This window comes from Lentzea nigeriaca (assembly GCF_016907955.1).
Lineage (GTDB): Bacteria > Actinomycetota > Actinomycetes > Mycobacteriales > Pseudonocardiaceae > Lentzea > Lentzea nigeriaca.
In genome coordinates, this window is sequence record NZ_JAFBCX010000001.1 from 1,279,076 (window position 1) to 1,295,361 (window position 16,286).

Here is a 16,286-nt window from a genome sequence, read left to right on the forward strand (position 1 = left end):
AATGCGCGCACTGGCACTGATCGTGGCCGCCGCACTTCTCGCGGGGTGCCAAGAGGGAAGCGCCGAGAGCGAAGAACCGGAAGCCGCCGTCGTCGAGGCCATCGAGGGCTCGCAGGCCCACAAGCTGGTTCTGACGGATGAGGCGATCCAACGCCTGGGTATCAAGACCGAGACCGTGGCGGCCGCGGCGGCGGGTGGTCAGGCCGTCATCCCGATGACCGCGGTGCTCTACGACCCGGACGGCAGCACCTGGACCTACACCAATCCCGAGCCCAAGACCTATGTCCGGCAACAGGTCGCCATCGCCAAGGTCGAGAACGACCGCGCCATCCTCTCGTCCGGTCCCGCCGCGGGCACCGCGGTGGTCGTGGTGGGCTCCGCCGAGCTGCTCGGCACCGAGAACGGCGTCGGCGGAGGCTGATCATGTCCGAACGACGCACGGCGATGCGCTGGATCGTCGGCTCCAGCCTGAAGTTCCGCTATCTCGTGGTGGCCGCGGCCGCGGCGATGATGGCGGTCGGGACGCTCCAGGTCCAGAACATGCGGGTGGACGTGTTCCCCGAGTTCGCCCCGCCGCGCGTCGAGATCCAGACCATCTGCCTCGGACTGTCCACAGCGGACGTCGAGTCGCTGGTCACGGTCCCCATCGAGCAGGTGCTGACCGGGATCAAGGGTCTGAACGACCTGCGCTCCAAGTCCGTGCCGCAGCTGTCGTCCGTCGAGCTGATCTTCGATGAGGGCACCGACCTGTTGCAGGCCAGGCAGCTCGTCCAGGAACGCCTCACGACCGTGCAGAACAACCTGCCGACCTGGGCGAGCCCGCCGGTGATCCTGGCGCCCGTGTCGGCGACCAGCCGCGTCCTGAAGATCGGGATGTCGTCGAAGGAACACTCCCTGATCTCGATGTCCATGATGGCCTACTGGACGATCCGGGCGCGGCTGCTGCGCGTGCCGGGGGTCGCCAACGTGGCGATCTGGGGTGAGCGGCTGCAGATGCTCACCGTGCAGGTCGACCCGAAGAAGATGAAGGAGCGCAACGTCACGCTCGACGGCGTCATGGAGGCGACCGGCGACTCGGTGGACTCCGGCCTGCTGCGGTTCACCGCCGGCTCGATCATCGGCACCGGCGGTGCCGTCGAGACGTCCGACCAACGTGTCGGGATCCGGCACGTGCTGCCGATCGTGTCGCCGGCCGACATGGCGAAGGTGACCGTGCAGGGCCAGGTCGACACCGAGGACGGTCCGCAGCCGACCCAGGTCCAGCTCGGCGAGATCGCCCAGGTCGTGGAGGCCCACCAGCCGCTCGCGGGCGACGCCGTCGTCGGTGACTCCCCAGGCCTGCTCCTCGTGGTGGAGAAGCTGCCGTGGGGCAACACGCTCGAAATCAGCAAGGGCGTGGACGACGCGATCAAGTCGCTCGAACCCGGACTGCCCGGAATCACGTTCAACACCAGCATCTTCCGGCAGTCGACCTTCATCGAGACGTCGATCAACAACCTCACCCAGGCGCTGCTGCTCGGGTTCCTCCTCGTCTTCGTGATCCTGACGCTGTTCCTCTTCGAATGGCGCGTCGCGCTCGTCAGCCTGCTGACGATCCCGCTGTCCCTGATGGCGGCGATGCTGGTGCTGCGTGCCTGGGACGCGACGGTGAACACGATGACACTGGCCGGCCTCGTGCTGGCGCTGGGGGCGGTGGTCGACGACGCGATCATCGACGTGCAGAACATCGTCCGGCGGCTGCGGCAGGAACGCCTCGCGGGCAGCGAGAAGTCGACCTCGTCGATCATCCTGTCCGCGTCGCTGGAGGTCAGGAGCCCGATCGTCTACGCGACACTGATCATCCTCGCGGCGACGGCGCCGGTGTTCGTGCTGGAGGGCGTCACCGGGTCGTTCTTCCAGCCGCTGATCGCCGCGTACACACTGGCGATCCTCGCCTCGATGGTCGTCGCCCTGACCGTCACACCCGCACTCACACTGATCTTCCTGCGCGGCGCGCACGTCGAACGCCACCAGTCCCCGGTCGCCCGATGGCTCGAACGCCGCTACGACAGGCTGCTCGCCCGCATCGTCCAGCGACCACGCCGGGTCTACGCGATGGCGGGGTTGCTCGTCGTGGCCGCGATCCTCGTGCTGCCACAGCTCGGCCAGTCCCTGTTCCCGGAGTTCAAGGAGCGCAACTTCCTGAGCCACTGGATCACCTCGCCCGGAACGTCGGTCGAGGAGGAGCAGCGCATCACGCTGCAGGTGAGCCGGGAACTGCGGGAGATCCCCGGCGTGCAGTCGTTCGGTTCGCACATCGGCCAGGCGTTCCTCGGCGAGGAGGTCGTGGGCGTCAACTTCGGCGAGAACTGGATCAGCATCTCGCCGGATGTCGACTACGAGACCACGATCCACGCGATCGAGCGCGTCATCGCCCGGTACCCAGGCCTCTTCCACGACGTTCAGACGTACCTGAACGAACGGATCGAGGAGGTCCTGACGGGGGCCAAGGAACCGATCGTCATCAGGATCTACGGTCAGGACCTCAAGGTCATCCGCGAGAAGGGCCAGGAGGTCCTCGAGAAGATCGAAGGCATCCGCGGCATCTCCGACTCGCACGTCGACCTCCAGGTGGACGAGCCGCAGGTCGAGGTCGAGGTCGACCTGGCGAAGGCGGCCGTGCACGGACTGAAGCCGGGCGACGTCCGCCGTGCCGCGTCCACCCTGGTCGCGGGCGAGGAGGTCGGCGACATCTTCCGCGACGGCAAGGCCTACGACGTCATGGTGTGGAGCACGCCCGCGACGCGGCACAGCGTGGCCGACATCAGCGACCTGCTGATCGACACCCCCGCCGGCACGCCCGTGCGGCTCGGCGACGTGGCGAAGGTGAGCGTCCAGCCGGTTCCCAACGTGATCGAGCGGCAGAACGACTCACGCCGCATCGACGTGGCGGCCGGGGTCACCGGACGCGACCTCGCCTCGACGGCCAAGGACGTCGAGCGGGCGCTGGCCGAGGTCCAGTTCCCGCAGGGCTACCACTACGAGCTGCTCGGCGAGTACCAGGAGCAGCAGTCCGCGCAGAACCGCCTGTACCTCGTCGGCATCGTCGCCGCACTGGCGATCTTCCTGCTGCTGCAGGTGTCGTTCCGCAGCTGGCGGCTCGCGACCCTGAGCTTCCTCACCCTTCCGATGGCACTCGTGGGCGGCCTCATCGCCGCCTTCGCGGGCGGTGGCGTCATCTCGCTGGGATCGCTCATCGGGTTCTTCACGGTGTTCGGCATCGCCGCCCGCAACGGCATCCTGCTGATCAACCACTGCCAGTACCTGGAGCAGGAGGAGGGCGAGACCTGGGGTCGCGACCTCGTCCTGCGAGGCGCGCGGGAACGGCTCTCGCCGATCCTGATGACCTCGCTCGCGACCGGTCTCGCGGTGGTGCCGCTGGTCGTGCTCGGCGACCGGCCCGGCCACGAGATCGAGTACCCGCTCGCGATCGTGATCCTCGGCGGCCTCGTCACCTCGACCCTGCTCAACCTGTTCGTCGTCCCTTCCCTGTACCTGCGCTTCGGCAGGAGCAGCCGGCAAGCGCGTCACGTCCTGAGGAACGGAGAGCCCGATGTCCCTCGCCCAACGCCTTAGTGCGGCATTGCTGGGCTCCCTGGTCGTCGCGGGCCTGCTGACCACTCCAGGCACCGCGTCCGCCCGGACCCAGGAGTGCGGTGCTCCCCAACGGCTCGGCCAGTTCCCCAGCCATCCCAAGGTCGACAACCGGTTCTTCCCGCTCGTCCCGGGAACCGAGTACACCCTCAAGGGCACGGTCGGTGGGGCGTCGCACACGGTGCGAACCACGGTGACCGACCTGACCAAGGTGGTTGACGGTGTGCGGACGATCGTCGTGCTGGACGAGGACCTCGACGGCAAGGTGCTCGCGGAGGCGGAGCTCGCCATGTTCGCGCAGGATCTCGGTGGAACGGTGTGGGCACTGGGTGAGTACCCCGAGGAGTACGAGAACGGCGAGTTCGCCGGCGCCCCGAGCGTGTGGGTCAGTGGTACGGCCGGGGCACGCGCGGGCATCGCGATGCTTGCGCGACCGGCTCTCGGTACCCCCGCGTACCTGCAGGGCCTGGCCCCCAAGATCGCCTTCGAGGACTGCGGCCAGGTCCTGAAGACCAACCAACGCGTCTGCGTGCCGGTCAACTGCTACGACGGCGTGCTGGTGATCGACGAGTGGGCACCGAACGACCCCGAGGGCGGCCACCACCAGAAGTTCCACGCACCGGGTGTCGGCATCGTGCAGGTCGACGCGGCCGGCGACGTGAATCCCGAGGTGCTGAGCCTGGTGAGCTATCGCCACCTCGGGCCGAACGCGCTGGCGAAGGCCCGTGCGCGAGCACTGGCGCTGGACGAGCACGGCTATCAGGTCAGCCCGAACGTGTTCGGCCGGACCTCGCCCGCGGTGCCCTGCGATTGAGGAGCCTTCCGGCTCTGACCCCGTGGCGTGACCCAGAACGTCGGCCGGGTGATTCGCCTGGCGACGTTCAGGGTCACGCCACTACCCGCCTTCGGAGGTGGAGGCGGCAGCTGGATCGGCGGCAGACGACGGCAAGGTGAATGACGCGACCATCGCGAGGAACCAGGCCGTGCCGAGGGCGTACCCCGCGAGCACGTCGGAGACGTAGTGCACCGCCAGAGCGACTCGGGACAGGCCTATCCCCAGCACCATCGCTGCCGCGAGCACAACCGCGACGCGGCGTCCCGCGGACCGCATCACCGGCCAGAAGACCACCAGCACGGTCGCGTAGGTGACGGCGGCGGATTGGGCGTGGCCGCTGGGAAAGCTCAGACCGTGAGCAGTGGTCAGAGGGTCGGGCACCGTCGGACGGGCTCGTTGGACAGCCCTCTTGACCACCGCGTTCAGCAGGGCGCTGCCCGTGACGGTCACCAGGACGAACACCGCCTGCCTCGGACGGTGCCGATACAGCAGCCACGCCGCGACGAGGGCGATCGCCGTGAGGTAGACCGGTGCGGAACCGATGGTGCTCAACGTCTTCATCGCCGTGACGAAGGCAGGGTGCTCGGCGGTGTAGCGGTGCACGTCGTCCCGGACGTCGTCGTCCACGGCCAGCAGCGGGGGCCACTTGCCGAGCACCAGGAACAGGAGCAGGCCGAACGTGATCGTCGGCGCCGTCATCATCAGCACGGGGCGCCTCATGCCCCGCACGGTACGGCCCGCGGATTAGAGAATCGTGAGGATCAGGCCGGAACCTCTGCCAGCGGCAGCCGCACGTGGAAGCACGCGCCCTCTGCCGAGTCGGCCAGCCACACCTGACCGCCGTGCCGCTCGGTCACCTCGCGCACGATCGCCAGCCCCAGGCCCACGCCGCCGCTGTCACGCTCGCGGGCGCGTTGGGTGCGGAAGAACCGTTCGAACACCTTGGTGCGGTCTGATTCCGGGATACCGGGACCGTCGTCGGCGACGACCAGTTCGGCGAACCGCTCCGCCGACCACAGGCCGACGGTGATCCGGTGCCGGGCATGGCGTTCGGCGTTGTCCAGCAGGTTGCGCACGACCCGGCTCAGCTCGCCCGACCGGCCGCGCAGCCGGGCCGTGGAGAACGGGGTGAGCTCGACCTCGACGACGGCGCGGGTGCGGACCGCCTCGATCTCGGCCAGAACCACCTCGTCCAGGTCCACCCACTCGACCGTCTCCGTGACCCCGTCCGCCAGCGCCAGCACGATCAGCTCGTCGGTCAGTCCACCCAGCCGGACCGTCTCGCGGTGCAGGTCGACGGCGAGCCGCACCCAGTCCGTGTGGGACGGGTGGGCGAGACCGACCTCCAGCCTGGTGCGCAGGCTCGCCAGTGGGCTGCGCAGTTCGTGGGCGGCGTCGGCGGCGAAGCGGCGTTGCCGTTCGTGCACCTCCTCGAGGCGTGCCAGCATCTCGTTCATGGTGCGGGCCAGCCTGCCGACCTCGTCGTCGGCCTTGGGCTCGGGCACCCTCCGGTCGAGCTGGCTCGCGGTGATCTCGGTGACCTGTTCCCGGATCGCTTCCACCGGACGCAACGCGCGCCCCACCACCAGCCACGTGGTACCTCCGGCCGCGACGAGCAGGAACGGCACGATGATCGCCAACGCTGTCGTGGCCGCCTCGACACCCTCGTCGGCGTGCTCCAGAGACACGGCCGCGTACACCGCGACGGGTTGGCCGAGCACCGAGCCCGGCACACCGGCGACGGCGTGGTACTCGCCGTCGGGCAACCGCGAAGTTCCCGTCACCGCACCGCTTTCCGGCCACAGTGCGAGCAGCCGGGTGTGCGCGAGTTCCGCGCTCGCGCCGAGCACCGTGCCGTCCCGCGCGACGACCTGCACGAGCGGCGGCAGAACGGCGGGCAGGCCACTGGAGATCATCGGAACGAACGAGTCGGCCTGGTGGCGGGCCTGAACCTCGGCGTTGCCGGTGAGCTGATCACGCACCAGCGTCAGAGTCACCGCGCCGCCCGCGACCAGCCCCAGCCCCACGACCAGCACCGCCAGCGCGGTCAACCGGACGCGGACACCGGCCTGACGCCTAACCGCCATCGGCCGCCAGCCGGTAGCCGGCCCCCCGGACAGTCTCGACGGCGTGCCGGCCGAACGGCAGGTCGATCTTGCGCCGCAGGTAGGCGACGTAGACCTCCAGCACGTTCGACTCGATCGGGATGGCCGAGTCCCACACCTCGTCCAGTGCGAACTGCTTGGACACCACCTGGCCCGGCCGTGACATGAGCAGCTCGAGCAACGCGAACTCGCGCGGTGTCAGTTCGATCGCCGTCTCGCCGCGGCGGCAATGCCGGGCCACCCGGTCCAGCGCGAGATCACCGGCGGTCAGCACGTCGGCGAGGCGCAGGCCCGACCGCCGCAGCAGCGCGTGCAGACGAGCCAGCAACACCCGGTACGAGAACGGTTTGGTGAGGAAGTCGTCCGCGCCGATGCGCAACGCGCGCAGCTGGTCCAACTCACCGCTGCGGGCGGTCAGCACCAGTACCGGCACCCGGACTCCCGCGCGGCGCAGCTGAGCGCACAGGTCGAGACCGGGCAGACTCGGCAGCATCAGGTCGAGCACGATCGCGTCGAACGGGCGGGTGAGCCCGGCGTCCAGGCCGAGCAGGCCGTCGGCGACCGTCTCGACCTCGAAACCGTCCTGGCGCAGGCCGTCCGCGAGTGCGTCCGCGAAGGACGCCTCGTCCTCGACTACCAGCACCCGGCCCAACGGAGTCATGCGATCACCTGACTGGACACCAGCCTGCCTCGTCCCAGTATCAGCACATCGGTGCGGATCCGCTCGACCTCGGGTGGCCGGCAACCTGATGGCGGGTTCATCGCACCGGTCGCGTGGCCGGTTGCCAGGAACGCCCGCGACGAAGAACTCGCCGCGGCTCGGACTGACCACAGTGGACAGGCAGGCGCAGAGTCGTGGACTTGCCCGCGCCGTCCGGCCCGGCAGCCCAGGCGACGTTGCGACACCCGGACGTGGATCGCGTGCTGTGCATTTCGTGGTCCGAGATCAAGCTGTGTTCGTCGCTCCCAGGCTGCCACGGCGCCCAGCGGTTGAAATTCCATGACGGGTGCGCCCTTTCCTGGTGCCCCTCCTCTCAGTGAATCGGCTGAACCGCACATTTCGTTGCAACTCCATCCGCGTGGGTGACGGGCGGTGTGCGGGCCATCGCTGCAGGTTAAAGGTCATGTGGATCAGCCATGGGATGGTGTTCTCATTGTTCTCTCATCTCCGTCACGTCCACTTGTGGGCACTTGCTCCGAATGACGAGGAGATGCCATGCCAGGTGTCACTCTCGAAGCTCGTGAGTTGTCCAAATGGTTCGGTTCCCGGACAGCTGTCGACTCGGTGAGCTTCACCGCGTACGAGGGAGAGGTGATCGGTCTTCTCGGCCCCAACGGGGCGGGAAAGACCACGACGATCCGGATGCTCTCGACGGTCCTGCCGCCTACCGGCGGGGACTTCACCGTCGCGGGAGTGCCGTCGTCCCAGCCGGCCGGTATCCGGGCGCGCATCGGCGTGCTGCCGGAGAGCGCGGGCTACCCCATGTTCCAGACCGGATTGGAGTATCTGACGTACCACGGACGGCTCTTCGGGCTGTCTCGTGACGAGGCCAGACAGACCGCCGTGCGGCTGCTCGGCCAGGTCGGGCTGGCGGATCGCGCGCAGTCCCGGATCGCGACCTACAGCCGCGGTATGCGGCAACGTCTCGGCATCGCGCGGGCGCTGGTGAACAACCCGTCCGTGGTGTTCCTCGACGAACCGACGCTCGGCCTGGATCCCGCCGGACAGCGGGAGATCCTCACGCTGGTGCGGATGATCGCCGAGGCGCGCGGCACGACGGTGGTGCTGTCGACGCACACGCTGCCCGAGGTCGAGCAGGTGTGTTCCTCGGTGCTGATCCTGAACGAGGGCAAGGTCGTTGTGTCCGGCAGCGTCGCGGAGGTGACGAGCACGGAGGCGGCCAGCCGTCAGTCCGGCAGGCTGCGTGTCCCGCCGGAGGAGGTGCCGCGTGCGGCCGAGGTGCTGCGAAGGCTGCCCGGAGTGTCGGTCGAGGTGTCGAAGGACGTCCTGACGGTCACGTCGGCGGACGGCATGAACAGCATGTTGTCCGCGGTGCTCGACGCCGGAATCGTCCTGCTGTCGTTCGAGGTCGACGGCGCCCGGCTGAGCGACGCCTTCCTGGCAATGACGCGAGGAGGTACGTCGTGAGCGCGCGGGTCATCGCCGGCCAGGAGTGCCGCGATCTGTGGCTGAGCGGCCGCGGCCCGGTGCTGACGTTCGTCTACTCCGTGCTGCTGAGCGCCGTGACCTACCTGGCCGCCACCAACCGGATCCTGAACTTCCTGGAACAGCGGGAATCGGTGAACCTGGTGTTGCAGATCGCCGTCGCGGTCGGGGTGTTGCTGACGCTGGTCGTCGCCGCCGACGCGATCAGCGGTGAACGCGAGCGCGGCACCCTGGAGAGCCTGCTGCTGACGCCGGTGTCCCGCGGCTCGATCGTGCTGGGCAAGCTGGTGGCCGCGATGTCGTTGTGGGGCGCGGCTTTCGTGGTCGCGTTGCCCTACCTGTGGGTGCTCGGCAAGGGTGTCGCCGTGGTGGGGAAGGCGGTGCTGCTCGCCCTGGTCGTCGGGACCGTGCTGGCGCTGTCGATGGCGGCGGTCGGTCTGCTGATCAGTGCTCGATCCTCCACCAACAAGGTGAGCCTCGCCGCGTCGCTGTTCCTGTTGCTCGCCTTGTTCGCGCCCACGCAACTGCCCGCGATGTCGAAGTCGTCCGTGGGCGACCTGCTGGTGCGGATCAACCCGGTGACGGCCGGCATTCACTACATCGGGCTGGTCCTCGTCAAGGGACACACCTGGGCCCAGGACCTGTCGTACCTGATCTCGCCGGTCGTGGCCGTGGTGGTCGCAGCCGTGGCGCTCGCCTTGGCAGGGCCGCGCATCGTACGTCTCACGGGAGGGGTTGGTTCGGGATGAGACTGCTGCTCGCCGTTCTGGTGCTCGTGCTGTTCCCCGCCACGGCGTCGGCGACCGTCGAGGTGACGATGTCGGAGTCCCGCATCGCCGGCGCCGTGGGTCAGTACCTGAACATCTCCTCGACGGTCACCAACACCGGGTCGTCCCCGACCGGGAAGCTCATCGCGCATCTGAACGTGGCCTCGTCGAACGGCGTGTACGTCGACCTGGAGGACTGGACCGCCGCGCCGACGCAGTCGTTGCCCGCGCTGGGGCCGGGGGAGAGCACCGAGGTGTCGTGGGACGTCCAGGCCGTGAACGCCGGGGTGTTCAACGTCTACGCGGTCGTGCTGCCGGACGGCTCCGCATCGCTGTCGGTCAGCCCGCCCATCCACCTGGAGGTGGCCGGGCGGCGCACTCTCAGCGCCGGCGGCGCCCTGCCGATCGCCCTGATCGTGCCGCTCCTGCTGGGGATCGTCGTCTACGCCGTTCGCCGCCGTCTCCGCACCACCACCTGATCGGCCACCCTCATGGCTGTTGAAAGCGATCATCTGGACGACGGTGATACCTGCGGAGTTCCCTATGCGACCGGGAACTCGTGGGTGTAGGCGTTCCACAGCCGCACGTCGCGGCCGTCGGAGCGGCCGTCGCCGTTGAGGTCGCCCGCCGGACCGCCGTGGGGAATCGCCCTGAGGTCCTTGGCGTCGAGGGCGCCGTCACGGTTCACGTCGGGCGTGTGCAGGGTGAACAGGTCCCGGCGCACGGACAGCAGGTGGAACTTCGTGCTGCTCCCGTTGAAGCCGAAGTTGTCGTCGGCCACGAGGATCAGCGATCGGGAGCCGTCGGCGAGCCGCGGCCCCCAGGTGATGCCCTCGACGTTGTCGGGAACGATGCCGGAGCCGGTGAAGTCGTACAGCAGCTTGCGCGGCATCGCCTTCTCCCGGCCTGTCAGGGCCTGTCGGCCGCGCACGTCCGTGGCGCCGAGGGTGCTGGTCCAGTAGAGACGCACGGAGAAGCCGACGCCCGAGGCGAAGCTGCGTTCGACGGTGATGTAGTCGGTTTCGTTGGCGGCCAGGATCTCCGAGACTCCCCGGTCGGCCGCGTAGGTGTTCACCGGTGGCGGCAGCGGCGCGGTGGGCGCGTCGGCGATGGGATCGACCTGGTAGACGTGCTCGGCCTGGGGTTGGCCGCTCGCGCGATCGAGGACGAGCAGCCGGGACGGGCTCTTCGCGGTGAGCGAGGCTGCCGGGCCGTCCTGGACCAGGGCGTTCTCGGTGATGGTGACCACGCGGTCGCCGTCGGGGGAGAGGGTGAGCCCTTCGAGGGCCTGGTTGTCGCGCACCCCGGCCACGAGCGCGCCGGTGGCGGACTTCGTCGGTGCGTACGCCTGGGGTAAGGGCAGTTCGCGCAGGTAGCCGCCGGACTGCGTGGCCTCGCGGACGAACGCCGGTTGACCCGAGTTCGCAGCCCCCTCGCTGGTCCACAGCAGGCTCCCCGTGGGGGTCCACCGGATCGCCTCCGGGTCGACCGTCTTTCTGGCGAACGGCTTGCCGTTGGTGTCCGACAGCACGGTCAGGCCGTGCACCACGGGTGTGGCTGTCGCGAACCGTCCGCCGTCCAGTGGAAGGCCGAGCGAGTAGAAGCGGGCCTGGCCGTTGTCGGAGCGGTCGTCGCTGAGCGCGACATAGGTGTCCGTACCGGGGTCGTAGTCGATTCCCGACAGCCCACCGAACGGCATTCCGAACGCGCTCGTCCCGGCTGGCACCGTCAGCGTGTCCAGGAGCGTGACGTCCGCTCCGTGCCTCGGCTCCGCGGCGAGGCCGGGCAGCGGCGGCACAGCGGTCAGGGCGACAGCGAACCCGCTGCCGATCAGTGCGGCCTTGCGACGTGACAGGGGATGGCGTGGGCGTGGCACGGCGTGCTCCAGGGCGTCGTCGGGTGCTTCGGGTTTCGGGCAGCGGCCGACTTCCGCGGGCGTTCGGGCACGCGGAATCGGGGGTGGAGCTGGGGGTGAACGACGTCAGGCCCGGCTGGGCTCGGCGTTCGAGCGCCGTCTGCGCCGGTACGCGTAGGTGGCGAGCGCTCCCAGCGTGAGCACGTAGGGGATCGTGGACACGAGCTGGGGCGGGATGTCGAGGGTGCCGACCTGCACGGCGAGGGCCTCGGCGGCTCCGAACGCGAGCGCGGCCAGGAACACGCCCCACGGGCGCAGGCCGCCGAGGAACACGGCGGCGAGCGCGATGAATCCGCGTCCCGCCGTCATGTCCCGCACGAAGAACGACACGTACCCCATGCTGAGGAAGACTCCGGCGAGTCCGGCGAGCGCACCGCTCAGTGCCAGTCCGAGGCACTGGACGCGGCGCACCGGGATGCCCACCGAGCGTGCCGCGTCCGGCGCCTCACCCACCGCGCGCAGGTGGAAGCCGAACCGGGTCCGGTACAACAGCCACGCGACGACGGGGGCGGCGAGGAACGCCAGATAGGTGACGATGTTCTGGCCGCTGAGGATCTCCCCGAGCACGGGGATGCGCTCGACTCCCCAGAGGTGTAGCCGGGGCAGGCTTCCACTCTGGAGCCCGGACGTGCCTCCCTTGTCGCCGAGCAGGGCGAAGACCGCGTAGGCGGTGCCGCCGGAGGCCAGCAGGTTGAGGCCGATGCCGGCGATGATCACGTCCGCGCCCAGGTGCAGCCGCAGCGCGGCGAGCAGGAGGCCGAGCAGGGCCGCGACCGCGATCCCGCTGACGGCGCCCAGGGCGACCGAGCCCTGATGACCCGCGACCAGCGCGCCCGTGCACGCGGCGGCGAGCATCTGACCCTCCAGCGCGATGTTGGAGACGCCGACGCGTTCCGCGATCAGGCCACCGAAGGCGGCCAGGAGGTACGGGGTCGCGACCCGCATGACCGCGGCCAGGAAGGCGCTGCTGAAGACGACCCCGACGACGGCGTTCATCGCGTCACCCGCGTGCGGACGAGCCGGCGCTTGAACAGGTCTGGCAGCGCCTGCGCGGTGACCAGCAGGACGATGACCGCCTGGATGACGACCACGATCTCGGTTCCGACGTCGGTCTGCTGTTCCATGATGTCGCCGCCGACCCTCAGGTAGGAGTAGAAGAAGCCCGCGACCACCACCACGAGCGGGTTGTTCCTGGCCAGCAGCGCCACGACGATGCCCTCGAACGCCAGGCTCCCGACGAGCCCAGGCTCCAGGCGCCCGTAGCCACCGAGGACCAGGTGCGCCCCGGCGAGGCCGGCCACGGCCCCGCCGATGACGAAGCTCCACTCGATCACCCGTGGCACGGCGATACCGCCGTACTCGGCGAAGTCCTGGTTGGCGCCGACCATCCGGATCCGGTAGCCGATGGTCGTCCGGGTCATCAGCAACCACAGCGCCACGACCGTGAGCAGCATGAGCAGCAGGCCGATGTTCGCCCGGCCGAGCGGAACGCCGAACCACTCGCGCAGCGACGGCAGCGCGGCGTCGTGCTGGATGCTCGCGGAGTGCACCGCGGTGCTGCCCGGCTCCCGGAGCGTGCCGTTGACGAGGTAGTCGAAGACGCGCACGGCGATCGCGTTGAGCATCAGCGTGGCGACGATCTCGTTGGCGCCCAGCCGTGCCTTCATGACTCCGGGGACCAGTCCCGTCGCCGCGCCCGCGCCCATCGCCGCCACGACGGGGACGATCACCGCGACGACCGGCGGCATCGGTACGACGATGGCGACCACACCAGCCGCCAGCGCCCCCGCGTAGAGCTGGCTCTCCGCGCCCAGGCTGATCTGCCGGGCCCGGAACGGGATCGCGACCGACAGCCCGAGAAGGGTGAGCGTCGTGGCGTCCTCCAGCCAGCGACCGACCCTGGTGGAACGCTCCAGCGGGCCGGTCAGCATCGCGCTGTACGCCTCGACCGGGTTGTGGCCGGTGGCCAGGATGACCACGAAACCGACCAGCAGCGCGATCATGATCGTCGCCACGGCCATCCCGACGTCGATGGCGAGGCCACGCCGCCTGGTCGCCCGGTACTCGCGACGGTCCTCGGTCTCGACCAGCGTGCCGACGCTCATGTCGTGGTCACCTCGTCCAGACCCGACCCGATGTGCCCGCGGTCGTGTCGCTCGACACCGAGCATGAACAGACCCACCTTCTTCTCGGTCAGACCACGGGTGCTGTCGAACCTGCCGACCAGCCGGCCCTCCTTGATGACCAGCAGCCGGTCGGCGAGCGTGAGCAGTTCCGACAGGTCGGCGGACACCAGGAACACGGCGGCGCCATCGTCCCGCGCGGCGATGACCCGTTCGTACATGAACCGCATCGATCCGATGTCCACACCGCGAGTGAGCTGCGAGGCGACGAGCAGCCGCGGTCGGGCCGACAGCTCCCGCGCCACGACGACCTTCTGCATGTTGCCGCCCGACAGCGCGCCGACGGGCACCGCGGTGTCGGGGGTGCGGATCGCGTAGTCGGCCACGAGCCGCTCGGCGTGGGCGCGCACGGCGGCGAGTCGCAGCCGGCCCCGGCGGGACAGCGGTGGCCGGTCGTGGCGGTCCACGACGAGGTTGTCGGCTATCGACTCGTCCAGCGCGGCGCCGTTGTGCAGCCGGTCCTCGGGCACGTAGCCGATCCCGGCTCGGCGATGGCCGGCCACGCCGGCGCCGGCCAGGTCGGTTCCGCCGACGCGCACGACACCCGCGGTCGGCCGGCGCAGACCGGCGAGGATCTCGGCGAGTTCGGTCTGCCCGTTGCCCTCCACCCCGGCCAGACCGACGATTTCCCCCGCGGCCACGTCGAAGCCGACGCCGTCGAGGGGCACGCCCGCGTCCGAGGGCCGGTAGCCGAGGTCACGCACGCGCAGCACGGCACCCGAGGGGCGCGCCTGCGCCTTGACGACCTCCAGGGTCACCTCACGACCCATCATCATCGAGGCCAGTGACCGGTCAGTGGCCTCCGCGGTGTCCACGGTCCCCACCAGGGCACCCGCGCGCATCACGCTCACCCGGTCGCTGATCTCCCGGACCTCGCGCAGCTTGTGCGAGATGAACAGAACTGTCATCCCCGTCTCGCGCAGCCGCCGCACCGATGCGAAGAGGTCCTCGGTCTCCTGCGGGGTGAGCACGGCCGTCGGCTCGTCGAGGATGAGGACGCGGGCCCCGCGGTGCAGCGCCTTGAGGATCTCCGTCCGCTGCCGCATCCCGACCGACACCTGGTCGACCCGCGCTTTCGGGTCGACCTGAAGCCCGGACTCCTCGGCGAGCCTGGCTGTCTCCTCGACGGCCGCCTTCAGATCGACCCGGCCGCGTCGCCCCGGCTCGACACCGAGGACGACGTTCTGGGCGATGGTGAAGGAGGGCACCAGCATCAGGTTCTGGTGCACCATCCCCACACCGCGGGCGATCGCGTCACCTGGCCCGTGCAGGACCGCAGTGTCGCCCCCGATCGCGATCTCGCCGGAACCGGGCTGCTCCAGTCCGTAGAACAGCTTCATCAGCGTGGACTTGCCCGCGCCGTTCTCGCCCACGACCGCCCGGATCTCCCCGGCGGACACCGCCAGGTCCACCCCACGCACCGCCCGGACACCGTTGGCGTAGGTCTTGGTCACCGCGACGGCCGCCACGGCCGGTGTCCCGCCAGGGCTCTGTGCTGGTGTCATCACTGTCCTCCGCGCCGTGCTGGAGTCCGAGGCCTGTCTAGAACGCGGTCGGGACCCGCACGGTGCCTGAGTTGATCCGGTCGACGGCCTGCCGGAGATCGGTACGGACGCTCTCGGGCACCACCTGCTTGAAGTGGTCGTTGTCGACGTAGCCGACCGCGTCCTGCTTGAGTCCGATCGAGTCCACGGCGCCGTACTTCAACGACCCGGCTTTCGCCTGCTCCGCCGCCTTGTACAGCGCGTTGCCGACGTTCTTGAGCATCGAGGTGATCACGGTGTCGCGCTGCGCCTGGTCGACGAGGGTCTCGTGCTGGTCGGAGTCGATGCCGAAGGTGTAGCGCTTGTTCGCCACCGCCGACTCGAAGGTGCCGAGGCCCGACAACCCCGCGACCGGCCAGACCAGAGCCGCGCCCTGCCCGTACATCGCGTTGCTGATCTCCTTGCCCTTGGCCGGGTCACCGAAGGGCTTGTCGCCGCCGACGTACTGCACCAGCACGTCGGACTCCCCACCGCCGGCCGAGGTGTAGCCCGCCTTGAAGCCGACGACGAAGTCGTCGATGACCGGCGTCTTCACCCCGCCGATCACACCGACCTTGCTCAGCGACTCCGCTCCCTTGAGAGCCTTGGCGGCCACCAGCTTCTGCGCGAGGAACCCGGCGAGGTAGCCGCCCTCGTTCTGCTTGAACGTCACCGAGTAGACGTTCTCGCAGCGGTTGGCACAGACGCCGCCGCCACCCCGGTAGTCGACCGGCGCGTCGAACACCCAGAACTTCTTGTCGGGGTGCTCCGGCGCCAGTTTCCCGATGTAGTCGGTGACGTCGAACGTCCCGGCCGCCAGGATGTCGTAGTCGTCACCCGCCGCGGCGTCCTCGAAACCCGGCTCCCACTTCGTGCGGTCGGAGCCCAGCTCGACCACCTTCAAGTCGAAACCCAGATTCTTCTGTGCCCGCTTGAGCCCTTCGTGGGCCGAGTCGAAGAACGACTTGTCGCCGAGCCCGCCGTTGACCACCAGCTTGATCCGGAGGCCGCCGGAAGCAGCCGGCGACGAAGATCCGGCGCCACCCGAGCCACCGCCGCCACATGCCGCGAGCGCGAGCACGCCGGCCACGGCCACCACGGCGGCAACCCTGCTGCGATTCATCATCGACCTCCGTCTCACGTGCTCTCACCTGCGCT

The 16,286-nt window shown here is 69.4% G+C and carries 14 protein-coding genes; 6 read left to right on the forward strand and 8 right to left on the reverse strand.

The window, feature by feature from the left end; genetic code table 11:
* Nucleotide 1 precedes the first annotated feature (1 nt).
* The 3 genes from JOD27_RS05135 to JOD27_RS05145 are packed head-to-tail and all read left to right on the forward strand — an operon-like array spanning nucleotide 2 to nucleotide 4,447.
* Complete coding sequence (locus JOD27_RS05135) at nucleotides 2-421, forward strand: hypothetical protein (RefSeq protein WP_204760883.1); 420 nt, start codon at nucleotides 2-4, stop codon at nucleotides 419-421.
* Between the two features lie 2 nt (nucleotides 422-423).
* Nucleotides 424-3,615: an efflux RND transporter permease subunit gene (locus JOD27_RS05140; RefSeq protein ID WP_239566325.1), complete on the forward strand. Its 3,192-nt coding sequence runs from the start codon at nucleotides 424-426 to the stop codon at nucleotides 3,613-3,615.
* Nucleotides 3,593-4,447: a hypothetical protein gene (locus JOD27_RS05145; protein ID WP_204760884.1), complete on the forward strand. Its 855-nt coding sequence runs from the start codon at nucleotides 3,593-3,595 to the stop codon at nucleotides 4,445-4,447. Before JOD27_RS05140 ends, JOD27_RS05145 begins: the two co-directional genes overlap by 23 nt.
* Nucleotides 4,448-4,528: 81 nt before the next feature.
* Here JOD27_RS05145 and JOD27_RS05150 read toward each other — a convergent pair whose 3' ends face one another.
* From JOD27_RS05150 to JOD27_RS05160, 3 genes are read right to left on the reverse strand one after another with little or no spacing between them, the layout of a single operon-like run.
* Nucleotides 4,529-5,188: a phosphatase PAP2 family protein gene (locus JOD27_RS05150; RefSeq protein WP_204760885.1), complete on the reverse strand. Its 660-nt coding sequence runs from the start codon at nucleotides 5,186-5,188 to the stop codon at nucleotides 4,529-4,531.
* A 41-nt stretch (nucleotides 5,189-5,229) separates the two neighbouring features.
* On the reverse strand, nucleotides 5,230-6,555 hold the full coding sequence (locus JOD27_RS05155) for a sensor histidine kinase (RefSeq protein WP_204760886.1): 1,326 nt from the start codon (nucleotides 6,553-6,555) through the stop codon (nucleotides 5,230-5,232).
* Complete coding sequence (locus tag JOD27_RS05160) at nucleotides 6,545-7,234, reverse strand: response regulator transcription factor (RefSeq protein ID WP_204760887.1); 690 nt, start codon at nucleotides 7,232-7,234, stop codon at nucleotides 6,545-6,547. The genes JOD27_RS05155 and JOD27_RS05160 overlap by 11 nt, the downstream gene beginning before the upstream one ends.
* 555 nt (nucleotides 7,235-7,789) lie before the next feature.
* Here JOD27_RS05160 and JOD27_RS05165 point away from each other — a divergent pair.
* Genes JOD27_RS05165 through JOD27_RS05175 form a run of 3 tightly spaced genes read left to right on the forward strand, consistent with a single transcriptional unit; the run spans nucleotide 7,790 to nucleotide 9,986 of the window.
* A complete protein-coding gene (locus JOD27_RS05165; protein ID WP_204760888.1) occupies nucleotides 7,790-8,722 on the forward strand; it encodes an ABC transporter ATP-binding protein in 933 nt (310 codons plus the stop codon).
* Nucleotides 8,719-9,489 carry an ABC transporter permease gene (locus JOD27_RS05170; RefSeq protein WP_204760889.1) on the forward strand — a complete coding sequence of 257 codons (771 nt, stop codon included), beginning with the start codon at nucleotides 8,719-8,721 and terminating at the stop codon, nucleotides 9,487-9,489. Before JOD27_RS05165 ends, JOD27_RS05170 begins: the two co-directional genes overlap by 4 nt.
* Complete coding sequence (locus JOD27_RS05175) at nucleotides 9,486-9,986, forward strand: COG1361 family protein (RefSeq protein ID WP_204760890.1); 501 nt, start codon at nucleotides 9,486-9,488, stop codon at nucleotides 9,984-9,986. The genes JOD27_RS05170 and JOD27_RS05175 overlap by 4 nt, the downstream gene beginning before the upstream one ends.
* Nucleotides 9,987-10,048: 62 nt before the next feature.
* On the opposite strand, the gene JOD27_RS05180 is transcribed toward JOD27_RS05175, so the two are convergent.
* The 5 genes from JOD27_RS05180 to JOD27_RS05200 all read right to left on the reverse strand — a co-directional run bounded on the left by JOD27_RS05180 (nucleotide 10,049) and on the right by JOD27_RS05200 (nucleotide 16,251).
* On the reverse strand, nucleotides 10,049-11,383 hold the full coding sequence (locus JOD27_RS05180) for an esterase-like activity of phytase family protein (RefSeq protein ID WP_204760891.1): 1,335 nt from the start codon (nucleotides 11,381-11,383) through the stop codon (nucleotides 10,049-10,051).
* 105 nt (nucleotides 11,384-11,488) lie between these two features.
* Nucleotides 11,489-12,418 carry an ABC transporter permease gene (locus JOD27_RS05185; protein WP_204760892.1) on the reverse strand — a complete coding sequence of 310 codons (930 nt, stop codon included), beginning with the start codon at nucleotides 12,416-12,418 and terminating at the stop codon, nucleotides 11,489-11,491.
* Nucleotides 12,415-13,527 (reverse strand): ABC transporter permease, encoded by a 1,113-nt coding sequence (locus JOD27_RS05190; protein ID WP_204760893.1) that lies wholly within the window; start codon nucleotides 13,525-13,527, stop codon nucleotides 12,415-12,417. The genes JOD27_RS05185 and JOD27_RS05190 overlap by 4 nt, the downstream gene beginning before the upstream one ends.
* A complete protein-coding gene (locus JOD27_RS05195; RefSeq protein ID WP_204760894.1) occupies nucleotides 13,524-15,110 on the reverse strand; it encodes an ABC transporter ATP-binding protein in 1,587 nt (528 codons plus the stop codon). Before JOD27_RS05195 ends, JOD27_RS05190 begins: the two co-directional genes overlap by 4 nt.
* A 37-nt stretch (nucleotides 15,111-15,147) precedes the next feature.
* Nucleotides 15,148-16,251, reverse strand: coding sequence for a BMP family lipoprotein (locus JOD27_RS05200; protein ID WP_204760895.1), 1,104 nt, complete (start codon nucleotides 16,249-16,251; stop codon nucleotides 15,148-15,150).
* Nucleotides 16,252-16,286: the final 35 nt, after the last annotated feature.

Excerpts from the sequence above, each read along its gene's own strand:
- JOD27_RS05135 (WP_204760883.1), top strand. The coding sequence starts at position 2 with ATGCGCGCACTGGCACTGATCGTGGCCGCCGCACTTCTCGCGGGGTGC.
- JOD27_RS05140 (WP_239566325.1), top strand. The coding sequence starts at position 424 with ATGTCCGAACGACGCACGGCGATGCGCTGGATCGTCGGCTCCAGCCTG.
- JOD27_RS05145 (WP_204760884.1), top strand. The coding sequence starts at position 3,593 with ATGTCCCTCGCCCAACGCCTTAGTGCGGCATTGCTGGGCTCCCTGGTC.
- JOD27_RS05150 (WP_204760885.1), bottom strand. The coding sequence starts at position 5,188 with ATGAGGCGCCCCGTGCTGATGATGACGGCGCCGACGATCACGTTCGGC.
- JOD27_RS05155 (WP_204760886.1), bottom strand. The coding sequence starts at position 6,555 with ATGGCGGTTAGGCGTCAGGCCGGTGTCCGCGTCCGGTTGACCGCGCTG.
- JOD27_RS05160 (WP_204760887.1), bottom strand. The coding sequence starts at position 7,234 with ATGACTCCGTTGGGCCGGGTGCTGGTAGTCGAGGACGAGGCGTCCTTC.
- JOD27_RS05165 (WP_204760888.1), top strand. The coding sequence starts at position 7,790 with ATGCCAGGTGTCACTCTCGAAGCTCGTGAGTTGTCCAAATGGTTCGGT.
- JOD27_RS05175 (WP_204760890.1), top strand. The coding sequence starts at position 9,486 with ATGAGACTGCTGCTCGCCGTTCTGGTGCTCGTGCTGTTCCCCGCCACG.
- JOD27_RS05185 (WP_204760892.1), bottom strand. The coding sequence starts at position 12,418 with ATGAACGCCGTCGTCGGGGTCGTCTTCAGCAGCGCCTTCCTGGCCGCG.
- JOD27_RS05190 (WP_204760893.1), bottom strand. The coding sequence starts at position 13,527 with ATGAGCGTCGGCACGCTGGTCGAGACCGAGGACCGTCGCGAGTACCGG.
- JOD27_RS05195 (WP_204760894.1), bottom strand. The coding sequence starts at position 15,110 with ATGACACCAGCACAGAGCCCTGGCGGGACACCGGCCGTGGCGGCCGTC.
- JOD27_RS05200 (WP_204760895.1), bottom strand. The coding sequence starts at position 16,251 with ATGAATCGCAGCAGGGTTGCCGCCGTGGTGGCCGTGGCCGGCGTGCTC.